The organism is Neolewinella maritima (assembly GCF_923081025.1).
Taxonomy (GTDB): domain Bacteria; phylum Bacteroidota; class Bacteroidia; order Chitinophagales; family Saprospiraceae; genus Neolewinella; species Neolewinella maritima.
Map to the genome: position 1 here is coordinate 1709284 of NZ_CAKLPZ010000001.1, position 16612 is coordinate 1725895.

At 57.4% G+C, this 16612-nt stretch carries 14 protein-coding genes; 4 read left to right on the forward strand and 10 right to left on the reverse strand.

From position 1 onward, the window contains the following. Window positions 1-379: 379 nt before the first annotated feature. The 4 genes from MJQ68_RS07130 to trxA form a co-directional block, all read right to left on the reverse strand. Window positions 380-1147, reverse strand: coding sequence for a succinate dehydrogenase/fumarate reductase iron-sulfur subunit (locus tag MJQ68_RS07130; RefSeq protein ID WP_406612747.1), 768 nt, complete (start codon window positions 1145-1147; stop codon window positions 380-382). 7 nt (window positions 1148-1154) lie between these two features. Continuing rightward, window positions 1155-3149 carry a fumarate reductase/succinate dehydrogenase flavoprotein subunit gene (locus MJQ68_RS07135; RefSeq protein ID WP_238750341.1) on the reverse strand — a complete coding sequence of 665 codons (1995 nt, stop codon included), beginning with the start codon at window positions 3147-3149 and terminating at the stop codon, window positions 1155-1157. 26 nt (window positions 3150-3175) lie between these two features. Then, window positions 3176-3874, reverse strand: a complete 699-nt coding sequence (locus MJQ68_RS07140; RefSeq protein WP_238750342.1) for a succinate dehydrogenase cytochrome b subunit — start codon at window positions 3872-3874, stop codon at window positions 3176-3178. Window positions 3875-4089: 215 nt separating this feature from the next. Then, window positions 4090-4416: a thioredoxin gene (trxA, locus tag MJQ68_RS07145; protein WP_238750343.1), complete on the reverse strand. Its 327-nt coding sequence runs from the start codon at window positions 4414-4416 to the stop codon at window positions 4090-4092. 151 nt (window positions 4417-4567) lie between these two features. Between trxA and MJQ68_RS07150 the strand changes: the two genes are divergently transcribed. Beyond that, window positions 4568-5608: a DUF3810 family protein gene (locus MJQ68_RS07150; protein ID WP_238750344.1), complete on the forward strand. Its 1041-nt coding sequence runs from the start codon at window positions 4568-4570 to the stop codon at window positions 5606-5608. On the opposite strand, the gene MJQ68_RS07155 is transcribed toward MJQ68_RS07150, so the two are convergent. Genes MJQ68_RS07155 through MJQ68_RS07165 form a run of 3 tightly spaced genes read right to left on the reverse strand, consistent with a single transcriptional unit; the run spans window position 5585 to window position 8737 of the window. After that, a complete protein-coding gene (locus MJQ68_RS07155) occupies window positions 5585-6517 on the reverse strand; it encodes an OmpA/MotB family protein (protein ID WP_238750345.1) in 933 nt (310 codons plus the stop codon). The two genes, MJQ68_RS07150 and MJQ68_RS07155, sit on opposite strands and share 24 nt — an antisense overlap. A gap of 10 nt (window positions 6518-6527) precedes the next feature. Then, entirely contained in the window at window positions 6528-7430 is a 903-nt protein-coding gene (locus MJQ68_RS07160; RefSeq protein ID WP_238750346.1) for a septal ring lytic transglycosylase RlpA family protein, read from the reverse strand. A gap of 35 nt (window positions 7431-7465) precedes the next feature. After that, entirely contained in the window at window positions 7466-8737 is a 1272-nt protein-coding gene (locus MJQ68_RS07165) for an aspartyl protease family protein (protein WP_238750347.1), read from the reverse strand. 372 nt (window positions 8738-9109) lie between these two features. Here MJQ68_RS07165 and MJQ68_RS07170 point away from each other — a divergent pair, with 372 nt between their 5' ends. From MJQ68_RS07170 to MJQ68_RS07180, 3 genes are all read left to right on the forward strand, one after another. Beyond that, the gene (locus MJQ68_RS07170; RefSeq protein WP_238750348.1) at window positions 9110-12253 is read left to right on the forward strand and encodes a SusC/RagA family TonB-linked outer membrane protein; all 3144 of its coding nucleotides are present in this window, start codon (window positions 9110-9112) and stop codon (window positions 12251-12253) included. A 74-nt stretch (window positions 12254-12327) separates the two neighbouring features. Next, window positions 12328-13896, forward strand: a complete 1569-nt coding sequence (locus MJQ68_RS07175) for a RagB/SusD family nutrient uptake outer membrane protein (protein ID WP_238750349.1) — start codon at window positions 12328-12330, stop codon at window positions 13894-13896. A gap of 83 nt (window positions 13897-13979) precedes the next feature. Continuing rightward, window positions 13980-14522 (forward strand): NUDIX hydrolase, encoded by a 543-nt coding sequence (locus MJQ68_RS07180; protein ID WP_238750350.1) that lies wholly within the window; start codon window positions 13980-13982, stop codon window positions 14520-14522. Here MJQ68_RS07180 and kdsB read toward each other — a convergent pair. The 3 genes from kdsB to MJQ68_RS07195 are packed head-to-tail and all read right to left on the reverse strand — an operon-like array spanning window position 14519 to window position 16603. After that, on the reverse strand, window positions 14519-15253 hold the full coding sequence (kdsB, locus tag MJQ68_RS07185) for a 3-deoxy-manno-octulosonate cytidylyltransferase (RefSeq protein ID WP_238750351.1): 735 nt from the start codon (window positions 15251-15253) through the stop codon (window positions 14519-14521). The two genes, MJQ68_RS07180 and kdsB, sit on opposite strands and share 4 nt — an antisense overlap. Next, the gene (locus tag MJQ68_RS07190) at window positions 15253-15912 is read right to left on the reverse strand and encodes a 3-oxoacid CoA-transferase subunit B (protein WP_238750352.1); all 660 of its coding nucleotides are present in this window, start codon (window positions 15910-15912) and stop codon (window positions 15253-15255) included. The genes kdsB and MJQ68_RS07190 overlap by 1 nt, the downstream gene beginning before the upstream one ends. Then, window positions 15902-16603, reverse strand: coding sequence for a CoA transferase subunit A (locus tag MJQ68_RS07195; RefSeq protein ID WP_238750353.1), 702 nt, complete (start codon window positions 16601-16603; stop codon window positions 15902-15904). The genes MJQ68_RS07190 and MJQ68_RS07195 overlap by 11 nt, the downstream gene beginning before the upstream one ends. Window positions 16604-16612 lie beyond the last annotated feature (9 nt).

Genomic DNA, 16612 nt, shown 5'->3' on the forward strand with positions numbered 1-16612 from the left:
GATGCTGAACCAGGAGCTCTGCCCATGACGGTCCAAAGCGGATCGCAACAAGTACTTATGTATCCACTGGTTGCTTCCGGCACGTCTGCTGCGGCTGTTCGCTCTAATCCGGTAACAGTCTCAGTCATAGCGTGGGTGGCCGTTGATGACGGGACACCCCCTGCGATCGATCAGGAGGTCCGTGGCTTTATTGAAACGCCCAAGGGGGTGGGTGACCGTATACCAAACTGGGCTACGCAGGGCATTGCCCTACATAGCCCAGTGACGTATTTACATATGGGGGAGCGACCAGCGGATCGAAGATGGCTCCTCTTAATGCTTATCGGAGGTGCAGCTCTGGCTATCCTGCCGCAGCTATATCACCACCACAGGCGTACGGCTAGCTGACAACCTTCTCGCTGCCCAAGCTGGACGCGATATACTGCCGGTTGAGGCGTGCAATGTGCTCTACGGAGATGGCTTTGGGGCACTCCGCTTCACAAGCCGTGATGTTGCTGCACTTGCCGAACCCTTCGGCGTCGTGCTGGGCTATCATGCGCTGAACGCGGCTATCGGCCTCGACCTTACCCTGGGGAATCTGGGCGAGGTGACTGACCTTGGCGGCCGTAAATAACATAGCGCTCGCGTTAGGACAGGCAGCCACACAGGCGCCACAGCCGATGCAGGTTGCCGCATCGAAGGCGTGGGATGCCTGGTCCTTTTCAATGGCAATGGCATTGCCATCCTGTGCCTGTCCGGTATCCACGCTGATATAGCCACCGGCCTGGATGATGCGATCGAAGGCATCGCGGTTGACGACCAGGTCCTTTACGATCGGGAAGGCGCGGGAACGCCAGGGTTCGATGGTAATGGTTTCTCCATCGCGGAAGTGCCGCATGTGAAGCTGGCAGGCGGTGGTCTGCTGCATGGGCCCGTGGGGGTAGCCGTTGATGACCAGCGAGCAGGTGCCGCAGATTCCCTCCCGGCAGTCGTGCTCGAAGGCAATGGGGTCTTCCTTCAGGTTGATCAGCTTTTCGTTTAGCACGTCGAGCATTTCCAGGAAGGACATGTGGTCACTTACCCCGTCCAGGTCGTAGGTCACGAACTGTGGCTTGGTGTACTTACCGCCCTGTCGCCAGACCTTTAGCTTCAATTTCATATTCTCCATGGCGGGATTATTTGTAGGACCTGGTCTTCAGTTCCACGTTTTCGAAAATCAGTTCTTCCTTATGCAGAATAGGGTCGTTATCATCCCATTCCCAGGCGCTGACGTAGGCGTACTCGTCGTCCCGACGCAGTGCTTCACCCTCTTCGGATTGATATTCCTCGCGGAAGTGACCGCCACAGCTCTCGTTGCGGTCCAGTGCGTCGAGCATCATGAGTTCACCTAGCTCCAGGAAGTCGGCTACACGCAGGGCCTTCTCCAGTTCGGGATTGTATTCCTTGATGCGGCCGGGCACGTAAACGCTCGACCAGAATTCGTCCCGCAGCTCGCGGATCATGCGGCGGCCTTTTTGCAGGCCTTCGGCGTTGCGGGCCATACCACAGTATTCCCACATGATCTTACCCAGCTCACGGTGGAAGGTCTCCGCAGACTTCGTACCGTTGATCGACATGATCTTCTCGATCCGGGCCTGCGCTTTGGCTTCGGCATCCTTGAAGGCCGGTCCTTCGGGATCGACCATCGGGTTGCGGATCTCCTGCGAGAGGAAGGTGCCGATGGTGTAGGGGAGCACGAAGTATCCGTCGGCTAGCCCCTGCATCAGGGCGGAGGCACCGAGTCGGTTGGCCCCGTGATCACTGAAATTGGCCTCGCCGATGGCAAACAGACCGGGGATGTTGGTCTGGAGATTGTAGTCGACCCAGAGTCCGCCCATAGTGTAGTGCACGGCGGGGTAGATCTTCATCGGCATGACGTAGGGGTCTTCGCCGGTGATCTTTTCGTACATCTCGAAGAGGTTACCATACTTCTCGGCGATCACGGCTACACCGAGTTCGCGGATCCGCATGTCGTCAGCCGAGTACTCGTTCAGGCTATGGGCACGTGACTTTCCGTAGCGCTCGATGGCGGCGTCGAAGTCGAGGTATACGGCTAGTCCGGTGGGGCTCACACCGAGTCCTTCGTCACAGGCTGTCTTGGCGGCGCGGCTGGCCACGTCGCGGGGTACCAGGTTACCGAAGGCCGGGTAGCGGCGCTCGAGGTAGTAATCCCGGTCGCCCTCGGCGATATCCAGGCCGGTCCGCTTACCCTCACGGATGGCGGCTGCGTCGTCCTGCTTGCGGGGCACCCATACCCGGCCGTCATTGCGCAACGACTCCGACATGAGCGTGAGCTTCGACTGGTACTCTCCCGAGACGGGGATACAGGTGGGGTGGATCTGGGTGAAGCAAGGGTTGGCCATATAGGCACCCTGTTTGACGGCCCGCCAGGCGGCGGAGCCGTTGGAGTTCATGGCATTGGTCGAGAGGTAGAAGACGTTACCGTAGCCACCCGTGCCAAGAACCACGGCGTGGGCCGCGTGCCGCTCGGTCTCGCCGGTGAGCAAGTTGCGGGCGATGATGCCGCGCGCTTTGCCATCTTCCATGACCAGATCGACCATCTCGTGGCGGTTGAACAACTGCACGTTGCCCAGACTGATCTGCCGGGACAGGGACTGATAGGCACCGAGTAGGAGCTGCTGCCCCGTCTGTCCCCGTGCGTAGAAGGTACGAGACACCTGTACGCCGCCGAAGGAGCGGTTGGCGAGTAGTCCACCGTAATCGCGGGCGAAGGGTACGCCCTGGGCTACGGCCTGGTCGATGATATTGACGCTGACCTCCGCCAGGCGGTGTACGTTGGCCTCCCGGCTGCGGTAGTCACCTCCCTTGATGGTATCATAGAACAAGCGGTAGACACTGTCTCCGTCGTTCTGGTAGTTCTTGGCGGCATTGATACCACCCTGGGCGGCGATCGAGTGTGCGCGGCGGGGGCTGTCGTGAAAGGTGAACACCTTCACATTGTACCCCAGCTCGCCGAAGGTGGCGGCGGCGGCACCACCGGCCAGACCGGTACCTACGATGATCACCTCTAACCGACGCTTGTTGTTCGGAGCGACCAGGGGCATCGACGAGCGGTACTGCTTCCACTTATCGGAAAGCTCACCGGGGGGGACGTTAGACTGAAACGGCATGGGGGAGGGGTTAGTAGGTAGATAGGTTATAGGATGCCTTGGTGGCGCAGGTACATCACGACGGGAATCACCGCAAAGCCAAAGGGTACGAGGACGGCGTACGACCACCCCAGTGCTTTGATGAATGGAGTGTACTTCTTATGGTTCAGGCCGAGCGTCTGGAAGGCAGACCGAAAGCCGTGCCACAGGTGAAAGGCGATGAATACCATGGAGGCCACATAGAACAGGACGATCCAGATGTTCTCGTAGGTCTTGCTGACCAGGGCGTAAAGATCTTTAGCTCCTTCATATCCCTCGGCGGTAAAGGCACCCACGTTATCGGTGAAGTGCATCTGTGCCCAAAACTGCACCATGTGGACAATGATGAAAGCCAAAATGACCAGGCCGAGGGAACCCATATAGATGGAGTTCTTACTCTCCCCCGCCGTGCGGTAGCGGGTCACGGCATAGCCCTGGCTGCCCCGGGCCTTCTTATTCTGGATGTACAGATACGTACCCTGAATGGCGTGCAGCAGGATAAAGGCGTACAGTCCGTAAGAAGTGAGCTTGATGACCGGGTTGTTGGTCATGAAGTAGGCGTAGGAGTTGAAGCTGTACCCCTCATCCTGCGATAGAATGAGCTGAAGATTACCGATCAAGTGGACGATCAGAAAGGTGATTAGGAACAGACCGGTGAGGGACATGATAACTTTCTGTCCGATACTACTGGACAAAAACTTACCCATCCAACCAACTCGGGATACGCTACGTTTTGCGGTGCTAGATGCCATGCGCTAGAACTATATTTTGCAGAATGAAGGCAAAGCTACTAGTAAATCGCTAGACGGCTCGGGAGGTTGCCGTATGGAGCTGCCACACCCCCTTATTTAGACTTGATCCATCTAACGACAAAAGCCCCAGCGCCATCTTGGCACTGGGGCTTTGTCTACTATTGGGCGTACTATGCCGCCTGTAGCTGCGCTTCGATCTTCTGCGCGAGTGCCTCCTTGGTGGCATAGCCGACGTGCTTGTCTACTACTTCGCCATCCTTCAGAATAAGAATGGTAGGAATGCTACGTACGCCGTAGCGGGCCGTCAGCTCCGAGTTTTCGTCTACGTCGACCTTTGCGACCAGTGCCTTACCGTCGTAGTCCTTGGAGAGTTCCTCGACGACGGGGCCGATCATTTTGCAGGGGCCACACCATTCGGCCCAGAAGTCGACCAGTGCGATGCCCTTCTTGTTGAGGACCTCCTGCTCGAAATTGCTATCGGTGAGTTCAAATGCCATTGTGGTATACTTTATGTTTGTGCAGATCGCACGACCAACCAACGCGGGCCTCTCCGGATTGGTTGAGTTTACGCGCACGCGCCCTCGTCAAGTGACTCATCCCGCTCCACCTTCACACCCACCCCGCCGCCGTTCATACCGCACACTGTATGTGCTCTTGCTACTGACCGTGCTGAGTGTGCTGCTCCGTGTGTTCCTACCCCCGGCGGTCCTGGAGACGTACTACAGCCGCGGCGTTTTCGTAGGTGTGCGAGCGGTGCTGGATTACACCGTCGGCTTCCTGCCCATCCCCCTATTCTATGTGTTCTGGCTCGGAGTATCAGCTTGGCTCGTCTATCAGTGGAGATATTTCCGTGGCGTACGTCGCTTGCTTAGCCGGCTGGTCGTCGCCGTGTTGTCCCTGATACTTCTATTCCTGTGGCTCTGGGGGTACAACTACGGCCGCGTACCGGTAGAGGAGCAACTGGGATTTGGCCTGTACCAGCCGGACGTCAACGAGCTACGGGGGCGTGTATACGCAGGTGCGGAGCGGTTAGCCGGACTGCGAAGTAATATCGCTTCAGATACCTTTGCCCTTGACCTATCAGTATTCCCCGACGATCTGGAGGCTAGCGTTCGACCACTGGTCGCTAGTGCGCTGCAACGTCACGGCTTCAATGCACCGGGTCGCCCCCGGGGGTGGCAGCTCTATCCCCGGGGGATCCTGCTGCGTCTGAGCACGGCCGGTGTGTACTGGCCCTGGGCGGCGCAGGGTAATATTGACGCTGGACTACACCCCCTACAGCGTCCGGCGGTGCTGGCTCACGAGCTAAGTCACGCCTACGGTTTTGGCGACGAGGGGAGTTGCTCGTTCTGGGCCTACTTGGCTGCCGCCGAATCGGACGATCCCCTGCTCCAGTACACGCTGGAACTGGCCTACTGGCGCACCATAGCCGGCTTACTACGCTACGCGGAGCCGGAAACCTATCTGAAGTGGCGGGCCGAATCGCTTGACCCGGGCATACGCAACGACCTCCAGGCCATCTACGACAACGGTGCGCTCTATACCGACATCGCACCCGTGCTGCGTGACGCAACCTATACCGTATACCTCAAGGCACAGGGCATTCACGAAGGATTACTAAACTACGGGAGGGTAGTGCAACTCGTAGAGGGCTACCGGCAGCGCTCAGTCTCGGACTACGATCAGTAGGTCGGTGCGTCGGTCCACCCCGGCGCCGCGCAGCTGATCCTCCGCAGCGGTAGTACCGTAAAAGCCCGTGCCGCCGGCCACCATGCGACCGGCGTCCAGACCAAACTGCTGCAACTGCGTCACTACGGCAATGGCCCGCTCGGTGCTGTGCTGGTACGCTAGCCGGGCATCCCCGTCTACGCTTTCAGCGTGGCCGACCACCGTGAGGTAACTTTTTGGGTAGGCCCGCAGGGTAGTCGCCAACTGCCGCAACAATTGCCGACCGGATAGGCTCAGTTGTCGGTCATCTTCAAACAGAAGCTGCTCCCCCAGCGTCACGCGTAGTGCGGCATTCACTGCATCCAGGCGGATCACATAGTTGGAGTCCGCCGCGGCGAGAAGGACCTGCCGCAGTTCTTCCGCCAGCCGGTCGCGGGTGGGCAGCGGGGCCATAGGATCAGCTGCCGTTGCATTCTTGCTATTGTAGGTAGTCGGTGTGGTACGGGGCAGACTATTCAGCTGTTGAGACATCGCATCCAGCTCGCGTTCCCGGCGCTCTAGAGCAGCTTCACGCTGACTGAGTAGTGCGGACTGTTGCGCTACTTCCTGATCGCCACTGACTGCAGAGCCCAGCTGCCCTTCCTGCTTCAGTAGGTCACGGTAGGCGGCACGCACTTCGCTCAGTTGCGTGTTGAGCGCCAGGTTCGTTGCCGTAAGATCTTCGATCTGCCGCAGTTCACTGCGCTGCACGACTCCTGTCGCCGTCGCGCTATCTCGCGCGGTGCGTAGGCGGACGGTGGCTATGCTATCGGTTTCCAGGCTTTGTGTCCGGTAGTAGTTGCGTTCGGTGACTAGGGTATCGTACTGGGCCTTGGGGACGCAGGCCGTGATACAACAGAAAAGAATAATCCAACCGGGTAAATACTTCATGGAGTGGGTGTTATGGACGTCGATCTAGCGTAATGGTGAAGCCGCTAATGCCGTAGCGTTGCTTCAGGTCCCGGGCGTAGTGCTGCGCACTGTCCTGATCGCTGAAGGGGCCGAGCGCCACCTTATAGCTAGCCGTAGGTCCCTGACTTAACTTGACGAGTAGCACATCGTCAAAGTAGCGTCCCTGCAATTCGACGACCTTGTCTAGCGCGGACTCCAGGGTAGAAAAGCTGCCGACCTGCACCCCGTAGCCACCTGCTGTCGGTTTATCCAGCGAGATGGAATAGGTTCCAGCCCCGAACGTTGCTGCCGGTTTACGGATTGGCTTAGCGGTCGGGGTAGCGGTTTGCTTCGGTGGGGTAGGGGGAGGGGGCGAAGTTTCCTCCCGTGCGGGTGGCGGGGAAGGTGTGGGGGTGTCTGCGCGTGGTGCGGGATCATATGCCGGTGGGGCAGGGGCAGCAATCGCTGGCGGGCTAGATACTGCCCGGGGTGGGGCGGGGCGGATCTGCACCTGCGGCGGCGGTTCACTGCTCGATGCCGGACGTTGGTCTGGCGTAGAAAGCAGGGTCAGCTCTACCGGCACGGTACGCTCCCCGAGCATACCCAGTTCCTGGGCTGCGCGCTCGCTTAGTTCTACTATCCTTCCGCGGATGAAGGGACCCTTGTCGATGATGCGTACCACTACACTACGCCCGTTTTCCTCGTTACGTACCCGCACCGTACTATTATATGGATAGGTTTTGTGCGCGGCGACCAGTTCGGTCTTGTCGTACACCGCGCCATAGGCGGTCTCCGCCCCGTCGTACTCGGTAGAGTAGTAACTGGCCAGACCACTCTGCTTGTCACCCAGTAATTGTGCGGACAACAGTCCGGTCAGGGCGGTAAAGACCGTAAGGAATAGGTATCGTTTCATGCCCTGCTGTAAGGTGTTGGTGGGAAACATTGTTCTCAAATAAGATCCTCCAAAATGAAGGTAAGATCCAGTAGGCGCCCGGCCCGGTACACACGTAGCTTGATGCGGCGACCCGGCTTGCCCTCCAGCTTACGTACGATGGACTGTAGACTCATTAAGCCCGTCGACACTCCATTGATGACCCGCAACCGATCCTGCACCTGCACCCCTGCCCGATCGGCCGGACTACCGGGAATGACGTGACTTACACTGAATTTACGCAGGTTTGCACCTCCGGCCAGCAGCGTGAGTCCGGATCGATCGTAGGTGAATTTGCGCTTGTACGCTTTGCCCACCGATTTCATGTACACCCGGCGGTTCACGTAATCTATGATCACGTTGAACCGCTTCAGAATTCGGTTACCGAGGATGCCCTCCCGTTTGTTGAGGAACTTGAGGTTAGTAGTATCGACCTCCTGAAAGTAGGTCACTACGTTGTCCATGCGCCGCTTGCCAATTTCGACGACCCGGCTACGGCCTACGTTGCCCTCCATGGTACCCCCCAGACCGTTAGCGATAGTGGCCGGTATGGTCTGCTCGGGTAGATCGCCGCTTAGTCGTTCCGGGTAAGTGTGCAGCAGCAGGCTCAGGCCGGCCCCGGTGTCCATCAGCAGTCGGCGGGCCGAGGCACTGTCACCCAGTACGCCTATGTCAACGTTCAGGTAGGGCCGGTTACGGATGAAGGTCGTGGGCACCTCCGTCCAGCTCTTGCGGACCCTGAACTTGCCGGGGTCATGCAGTATCATCACCTGCCGTCGAAAGTCCAGCTCTACGATGAAGCGCATCAGAAAGTCACCCCCCAGAATCCCGTGGATATTGGTACCGGTGATGCGCTCGAAGTTGAAGTAGTTTTCCTCCAGCACCAGCACGGTCCGGTTTCTGGCGAGCAGTCGGTTCGCCAGCCGCAGGTCAACCCCCGTGGCCAGGTGGGCGGTGAGCTCGTTATTGACGTCCGCCCCGCGCACCTGGAAGGTGCGGCGGTAGCTTATTGCTAGGGCATCGGTCATCGAGCGATCCAGCAGCACCGTATTTTCCGCTCCGGTATCCACGATGAAACGCAGGGGCATCGTGCCGTTCAGCAATACGGCGATGACGATAAAGTCATTCTCCAGATCGAAGGGAATTTCGATCAGTTTGCGCTTGCCGAGCACCTTCATATCCAGCCGCTGCGCCTGAAGTGCGCTACTCAGCAGCAGGCCCACCAGCAGCAGCAGAAAGGCAGGGGGGGCGGGCGCGCAGGTGCGGTGTATTTGAGGATGGCGTGGCAATGATCGAGCGGGATAAACTACGTACTAGATAAACATTAGGCAGCGAAACGAAGTTGGCGACGTTAATTAGGTTACAGTAGCCACGGTGAGCCATCGTAAAACCTTCCGGCAAAAATCGTCGTACGTACATGCATATGTGCGTGCCCCGCTTGCTTAGGTAGTAAAAATGGTGCAACTTGCGCTGCCAAACCGTAGCGTTTTAGGGTTCTAAGCAACCCCTTTATTCGATCATGTAACTCCCTACGCGTTTTGAACTGCGTTTCCCCGGACCCTAGGGTTCGCCAATCCATGGATAACGACTCACGGGCCATCCGGTCCGTACGGAGCTACTGTGCTCCCACCGCACTATCATTCACATATATAACCTTTAGTATGAAGCTTAATTTACACCATGCCTACCGCGGGTGCCTCTTCCTGCTCCTGGTACTGTTTACCACCTCAGCTGCCGTAGCGCAGACCAGTGTGAGCGGCACCATTACGGACGGAGATAGCGGCGACCCCCTCATCGGCGCCAGCATCCTGGTGACGGGTACCTCTACGGGTACGGTCACCGATTTCGACGGCAACTTTACGCTCAACGTACCGGCTGATGCCGAATCGCTGACCGTATCCTACACCGGCTATGCCACTACTGTAGTACCGTTTACCGGCCAGACAACTGTCGACCTGCAACTTACCTCCGGGGAACTGCTGGACGAAGTAGTCGTAGTGGGTTACGGTACCGTTACGCAGCGCGAAGTCACCAGTGCCGTAACGACCATCAGCGAAGAAAACTTCAACGCGGGTAACATCAACGACCCCACCCAGCTCATTCAGGGTAAGGTAGCCGGTCTGACGATCTCCAAAGTAGGCGGCGACGTCAACGGTGGAGCTAACATCCGTCTTCGCGGACTTTCCAGTTTCGGTGGTAACACCTCCCCCCTCATCATCATCGATGGTGTGGTAGGCGCTGACCTGCGTACGGTGGACCCCAACGACATCGAATCGGTCAACGTACTGAAGGACGGTTCAGCTGCTGCCATTTATGGTATCCAGGCTTCTGCCGGCGTAATCATCATTACCACCAAGCGTGGTCGTGAAGGTGAAGGTCAACTTGACTACCGTGGCTACGTGTCTGCTGAATCAGTAGGTAAGTCCCCGGAACTGGCCGACCGCAACGAGTACCTGCGCCTGATCGGCCGGGCTGCTGATCTGAACCGCGCGCAGAACCCCGATGCACAGGATCTACCTACCTCGGAAGGCGTGCGTGCCGCAAACGATTACGGCGGCGACACGGACTGGGTTGACGAAGTGACCCGTACCGGCATCAGCCACGTACACAACCTCAGCTACTCCGGTGGTTCGGGTGCTACCACATACCGCGCCTCGGTCAACTACCGCGACATCCAGGGTATCGGCTTCATCAACGATGGCTTCCAGCAACTGAACGGCCGCCTCAGCGTAACGCAGAAGGCACTCAACGATCGCCTGTCCATCGGGGTAGACATCACTACCACGGATCGCAAGACGCAGTTTTTTGACTCCAACGTTTTCAAGTTCGCCACAACCTATAATCCTACCGCACCTATCCGTGTAGATGATGCAGGCTTCAACGTGCCAACAGAAATCGCCGACCGCGCTAATGCCGTCTACGGCGGGTACTTCCAGGTGGAGAACTTCGATTACATTAACCCCGTCTCCATCGCCGAACAGCAGACGAATGAAGAGCAACGTACCGATATCCTCTACTCTTTCCGTACGGGTTACGATATCACCGACGACTGGGTACTGAATGTCAACTACAGCCGTCAGCGGACAAATATCACCGGTGGCTTCTTCGGCAGCCGCACTAGCCTGGCCAACGGCGGTGCCGGTGGATCTGCCAGTCGCCTGGGCAACGCTAGTCGCCGTGCGGACGACAACAGAAACGAACTTTTCGAGGTGACATCGACCTACGACCTGGATCTGGGCAACAATAGCCTGGAACTACTCGCCGGTTACTCCTGGCAGGAGTACAACTTCCAAAATTTTAGCACGGGTGGTAGCGGCCTTGTCTCCGATGTATTCGGATTCAACCGCCTCAACGAGCTGAATGATATTTCTACCGGACAAGCCAATTTGGCCAGTAACCAGAGTGGCTACAAAGTCATAGGCTTTTTCGGTCGCGCTCGTCTGGGCATTGGCTCGGCGTACAACATTACCGCATCGGTGCGCCGCGACGGTACCAGCCGGAACGCTCCCAATAACAAGTGGGATGTATTCCCCGCCATTTCTGCTAGCGCCGACTTAGTCGACGCCCTCGCTCTCGATGGTGGACCTAATGAACTGAAGTTCCGCGTAGGTTACGGTATCACGGGAACGCTGCCATCTGGTGACATCGACTACCTGCAGCAGTTCGCTCCTGCAGTCGGTGCGCTGTTCCCAGTGAATGGCTCCTACCTACCCACCGTTGCTCCCCAGACCAATGGTAACCCCAACCTGCGGTTTGAGAAGAAGGGCGAATTCAATGCTGGACTTGACTTCGCGTTTTTGGACTACCGCCTCAATGGTGCATTAGATTTCTACGTGCGTCAGACTTCGGACCTGCTATTCAATACGCAGCTGCCCACACCGCCCTTCCTGTTCAACTCCGTACTAGCGAATCTGAACAACGTTGACCTGATCAACACGGGTGTAGAGCTATCGCTGGGTTACTCCGTAGCCTCGGGTGACAAATTCATCTGGGATCCTCAACTGACCTTCAGTACGTTTAGCACGGAGATCAAGCAGAACGATGAAGTAGCTGACTTTAACTTCGGCGATGGTAACGGTGTGGACATTAATTCCACTGTTCCCGGAGCCCCCGGTCAGAATGGTTTCCCCATCACCCGTGTCGAGATCGGTACGGAGTTCGGTGGCATCTACACCCTCATCATCGACGAAGAAGCTTCCAGTCAGGAAGGTCGCTACGTATATGTAGAGGCGCTCAATGTGGACACGGACGGCGACGGCATCTTCGATGCGGCCGACGGTGTGATCAACAACGACGACCGGGTACGGGTGGGTAATGGCCTGCCTGATTTCAGCCTCGGTCTGGCTAACAGCTTCCGCTACGGCGACGTCGACTTCAGCTTCTTCCTGCGTGGTGATTTCGGTCATGACCTGGTGAACCTACCCCGCAACTTCTACAGCCAGCTGGGTAATGCAGTAAGTCGTCCGATCGATAACATCATCACCACCGACCTGAACGAGAGTATCATCTCAGCTCCCCGTCTGAACCAGACGTTCGTAGAGGATGCCAGCTTCCTGGCCCTTGACAATGCGCAGCTGGGCTACACGTTCCGTCTGGGTGGCAACAGCGGCTTCCGCACACTGCGCGCCTACGTTGCCGGACAGAACCTGTTCTACATTACCGGTTACTCTGGCGTTGATCCTAACGTTCGCTTCACCGATACGGTAGATCCGCTCAACCCGAACGCCCTGGCGCCCGGTATTGACCGCCGGAATACATTCTTCCGCACCCGCACCGCAACCTTTGGTATCGCGGTTGGATTTTAACAGTACCCAATCATACTAAGTGACGGAGAGGCTCGGCCTCGGTCGACGCCTCTCCTTACTAACTATATATCATTATGTACAAAAAACTATTTACTCGAATCGGTGGGGTGCTTCTCGCAAGCGCGCTACTCGTTCCTACCCAGTCCTGTACGGATCTGGAGCCGGAAATTTTCTCTACTCTGACGCCGGCAAACTTCCCGGCCTCCAACGATGACATCGTCTCCTCTTACCTGTCTGTCTATACCGATCTATACGGTATGATGAACCACGGTGGATACATGTCCATCATGGAGATCTCTTCGGACGAATTGCTGATCCCACAGCGCGGATCGGACTGGTTCGATGGAGGTATTTGGCTGCGTACGCACCAACAGACCTTCGACGCTCAGGATAATCAGTTCAACGGCGCCTGGAGTTTTCTCTACCGTGGCGCACTGAAGGCTAATCTGGTCATCGCGCTGATCAACAACTCGGACCTACCCGAAGATCAGAAGGCTCCCCGGGTTGCTGAACTGCGTACCCTGCGGGCGTACTTCTATTACCAGCTTACGGACGCTTTCGGCGACGTACCCCTGATCACGGAAGACTCCGACGCTACGAACCAGGAACCCAACGCCACGCCACGCGCTGAGATTTACAACTTCGTCATCTCTGAGCTCGATGCTGCAGCGGGCGACCTAGGCCGGGAAACCGGTTCGGCCAGCTACGGTAAGATCAACTACTACGTTAACCGCGCACTCGCCAGTCGCTTTCTGCTGAATGCAGAGGTGATGACCGGCAGTCCCCGCTACGCAGAAGCGGAAGCTGCTGCTGACGAGGTTATCAATAGTGGAGAGTTTAGCCTAACGGAAGACTACTTCGAGAACTTCGATCCGGGCAACGACAACGGTCTGCGCGGAACGTCGGAGAACATGTGGGTAATTCCCTACGATGAGCCTTCCGTAGCAGCTGGATTCAATATCCCACAGATGACCCTGCACTACGCAAGTCAGGCGACCTTCGACCTACAGGATCAGCCCTGGAACGGCTACTGTACGCAGCAGGAGTTCTACGACAGCTACGAAGACGGTGACCTCCGCAAAGGTGAGTACGGCAACCAGCAGGTACGCGGTAACTTCCTTGCCGGACCACAGTACGCCCAGGACGGCGAGACGCCAATCATCGACGGATCGGCTGACGATCCCGGTGGAGTCGAGCTAGTATTTACCCCCGAAATCAATACGCTGGAGCCCAATGCATACCGCCAGGCCGGCGCCCGTGTATTCAAGTTCGGCTACGAGATCGGTTCGCCTAACACGATCCGCAATGACTTCCCCATCATTCGCTACTCCGAGGTGCTGATGAACAAAGCCGAAGCTATGCAGCGGCAGGGTACCGGTGGTTTCTCCATGCTCGTCAATATGGTCCGCGAACGCGCCGGGCTGGAAGACATGGACGATAATATGAGCCTGGACGATATGCTCGCAGAGCGGGGCCGTGAGTTCTTCTTCGAGATCACCCGCCGTCAGGACCTGATTCGCTTCGGTGAGTTCACCTCTCCCTGGTTCGCCAAGGGGCAAACACCCGAGACTGCTAAGCTCTTCCCAATCCCTCAGCCACAGCTGAACGCTAACCGGAACCTGACCCAGAATCCTGGCTACTAGGACTAGCTGATAGTTCACACTAAACAACGCCTCGCTACCTCCTGGTAGCGGGGCGTTTTGCATTATCCCTACCTTTACCCGCTATGAACTTCTGCTCCAATTGTGGCTCCGCCGATCTCAGCTACCAGCAGCCTGCGGGAGATACGCACCAGCGTCATGTATGTGAGGCCTGTCAGACGATTCATTACCGCAACCCCAAGGTGGTGACGGGGTGCCTGCCCGTTTGGGAGGACAAAGTTCTACTCTGCCGACGCGCCATCGAGCCGGCCTACGGCCTTTGGAACGTACCGAGTGGATACCTTGAGAACGGAGAGTCCGTCCGCGCCGGCGCGAAGCGCGAAGTTCAGGAAGAAGCCCTAGCGGAAGTGAGGCTGGATTATCTGATCACACTCTACGACATCGAGCGGATCAATCAGGTCTACCTTCAATACGTAGGTCATCTGATAGAAGGTCGCTTCGGAGTAGGGGAGGAAAGCCTTGATGCACAACTCTTTACCGAAGAAAACGTGCCCTGGGATGAGATCGCCTTCACCTCATCTGAATTCACCCTGCGTAACTACTTCCACGACCGTAGTATTCCTCGAAAACTACTACACCAGGCATCGTATCCAGCCGTACGGTCTTAGGATAGCATGCGCAGTGCGGCCTCCAGATCAGCGGGAGTATCGATCCCGATAGCGGGGTGATCGGTAAGGCTGACGTGAATACGGTATCCGGCGTTTAGCCACCGTAGTTGTTCGAGCGATTCGTCCGTTTCCAGCGCCGCTGGCGCGAGCTTCGTGAGGGACTGTAGTACATCCGCGCGGTATGCGTATACGCCGATATGCTGCAGGTGCTTGCCTTCCTGTATCCACCGTCCCAGCGGTACATCTCGTAGAAATGGGATTGCGTGTCGACTGAAGTATAGGGCCCCACCGCGGCTGTCGCGTACGACCTTGACCACGTTGGGTGAGAGTAGCTGTGATTCCTCACTGATTACTGTAGCCAGTGTTGCGATTGCTACAGCTTCATCATCGAATGCAGCCAATAACTGCTGCAGCTCTTCTTTGCGTACGAAGGGCTCGTCACCCTGTACGTTGACCACGATGCGTGCAGCAGGGTAGAAGCGGCTAGCCTCAGCTACCCGATCCGTCCCGGAGGGATGGGAGGGGGACGTCATGACTACCGAACCGCCGAACTGCTCCACGACGTCTACAATACGCTCATCATCGGTGGCAACTACTACGGTATCGAACAGTCCGGTGGATGTCACTGCCGTGTACACCCGCTCGATCAGGCTGCACCCTCCGAGATCAGCCAGTGGCTTACCGGGAAAGCGGCTACTGGCGTAGCGTGCTGGTATGACTGCAAGCCGCACTAGCCGAGCTGCATTTCGGGTACGTGATCGGGAATAATGAGGCGACCGGCCGTTGCTGCCTGAATATCGGCAACACGTACACCAGGAGCCCGCTCCAATAGGCGAAAACCAGCATCGGGAGTCACCTCCAATACGGCTAGATTGGTCACGATTTTCTTGACGCAGTTCACACCGGTCAGCGGCAGACTGCACTGTGACAGCAGCTTAGACTCGCCCGCCCGGTTGGTGTGCATCATTGCTACGATGATGTTCTCGGCCGAAGCGACCAAGTCCATTGCTCCGCCCATCCCCTTGACCAGCTTGCCAGGAATCTTCCAGTTGGCGATGTCGCCGGTATCGGAAACCTCCATCGCGCCCAGTACAGTGAGCTGTACGTGCTGTCCACGGATCATCGCAAAGCTGGTCGCACTGTCAAAGATCGACGCTCCCGGTAGGGCAGTGATCGTCTGCTTACCGGCATTGATCAGGTCGGCATCCTCTTCGCCCTCGAAGGGGAAGGGGCCCATCCCCAATATACCATTCTCGGACTGGAAGGTTACCTCGATGCCCTGGGGGACGAAGTTGGCCACCAGCGTTGGGATGCCGATACCTAAGTTGACGTACCAGCCGTCCTCGAGTTCCTGTGAGATACGGCGTGCAATACCTGTTTTATCTAGCATGGGGGCGGGTTGTACGTTGTTCAATGCGTTTCTCATACCGGCTGCCCTGGAAGATCCGCTGCACGAATACTCCCGGAGTATGAATCATATTTGGATCTAAGGTGCCGGCAGGCACGAGCTCCTCTACTTCGGCCACCGTGATGCGGCCGGCCATGGCCATGACGGGGTTAAAATTGCGGGCTGTACCCTTATAGATCAGGTTACCGTCAGTATCCCCACGCCATGCCTTGACCAGGGCGAAGTCCGCCGTCAGCGCATGCTCTAAGATGTGCGGCTTGCCATCGAACGAGCGGACCTCCTTTCCTTCACCTACCTCCGTGCCGTAGCCGGCGGGGGTGAAGAAGGCTGGGATTCCGGCACCACCAGCACGACAGCGTTCGGCCAGACTGCCCTGTGGGATCAGGTCCACCTCCAGCGAGCCGTCCAGCATCTGACGCTCAAACTCCGCGTTTTCCCCTACGTAGCTGGCGATCATCTTGCGGATCTGCCGGCTGTGTAGGAGAAGGCCGAGACCGAAGTCGTCTACGCCAGCATTGTTGGATATGCAGGTGAGCGCATTGATATCGCTCTCAGCGAGCGCTGTGATACAGTTTTCGGGAATACCGCAGAGGCCGAAGCCGCCCAGCATCAGGGTCATTCCGCTCCGTAAACCCTCCAGGGCGGCGCGGGCGTCCGCTACTTGTTTTTGCATGATCTGCTT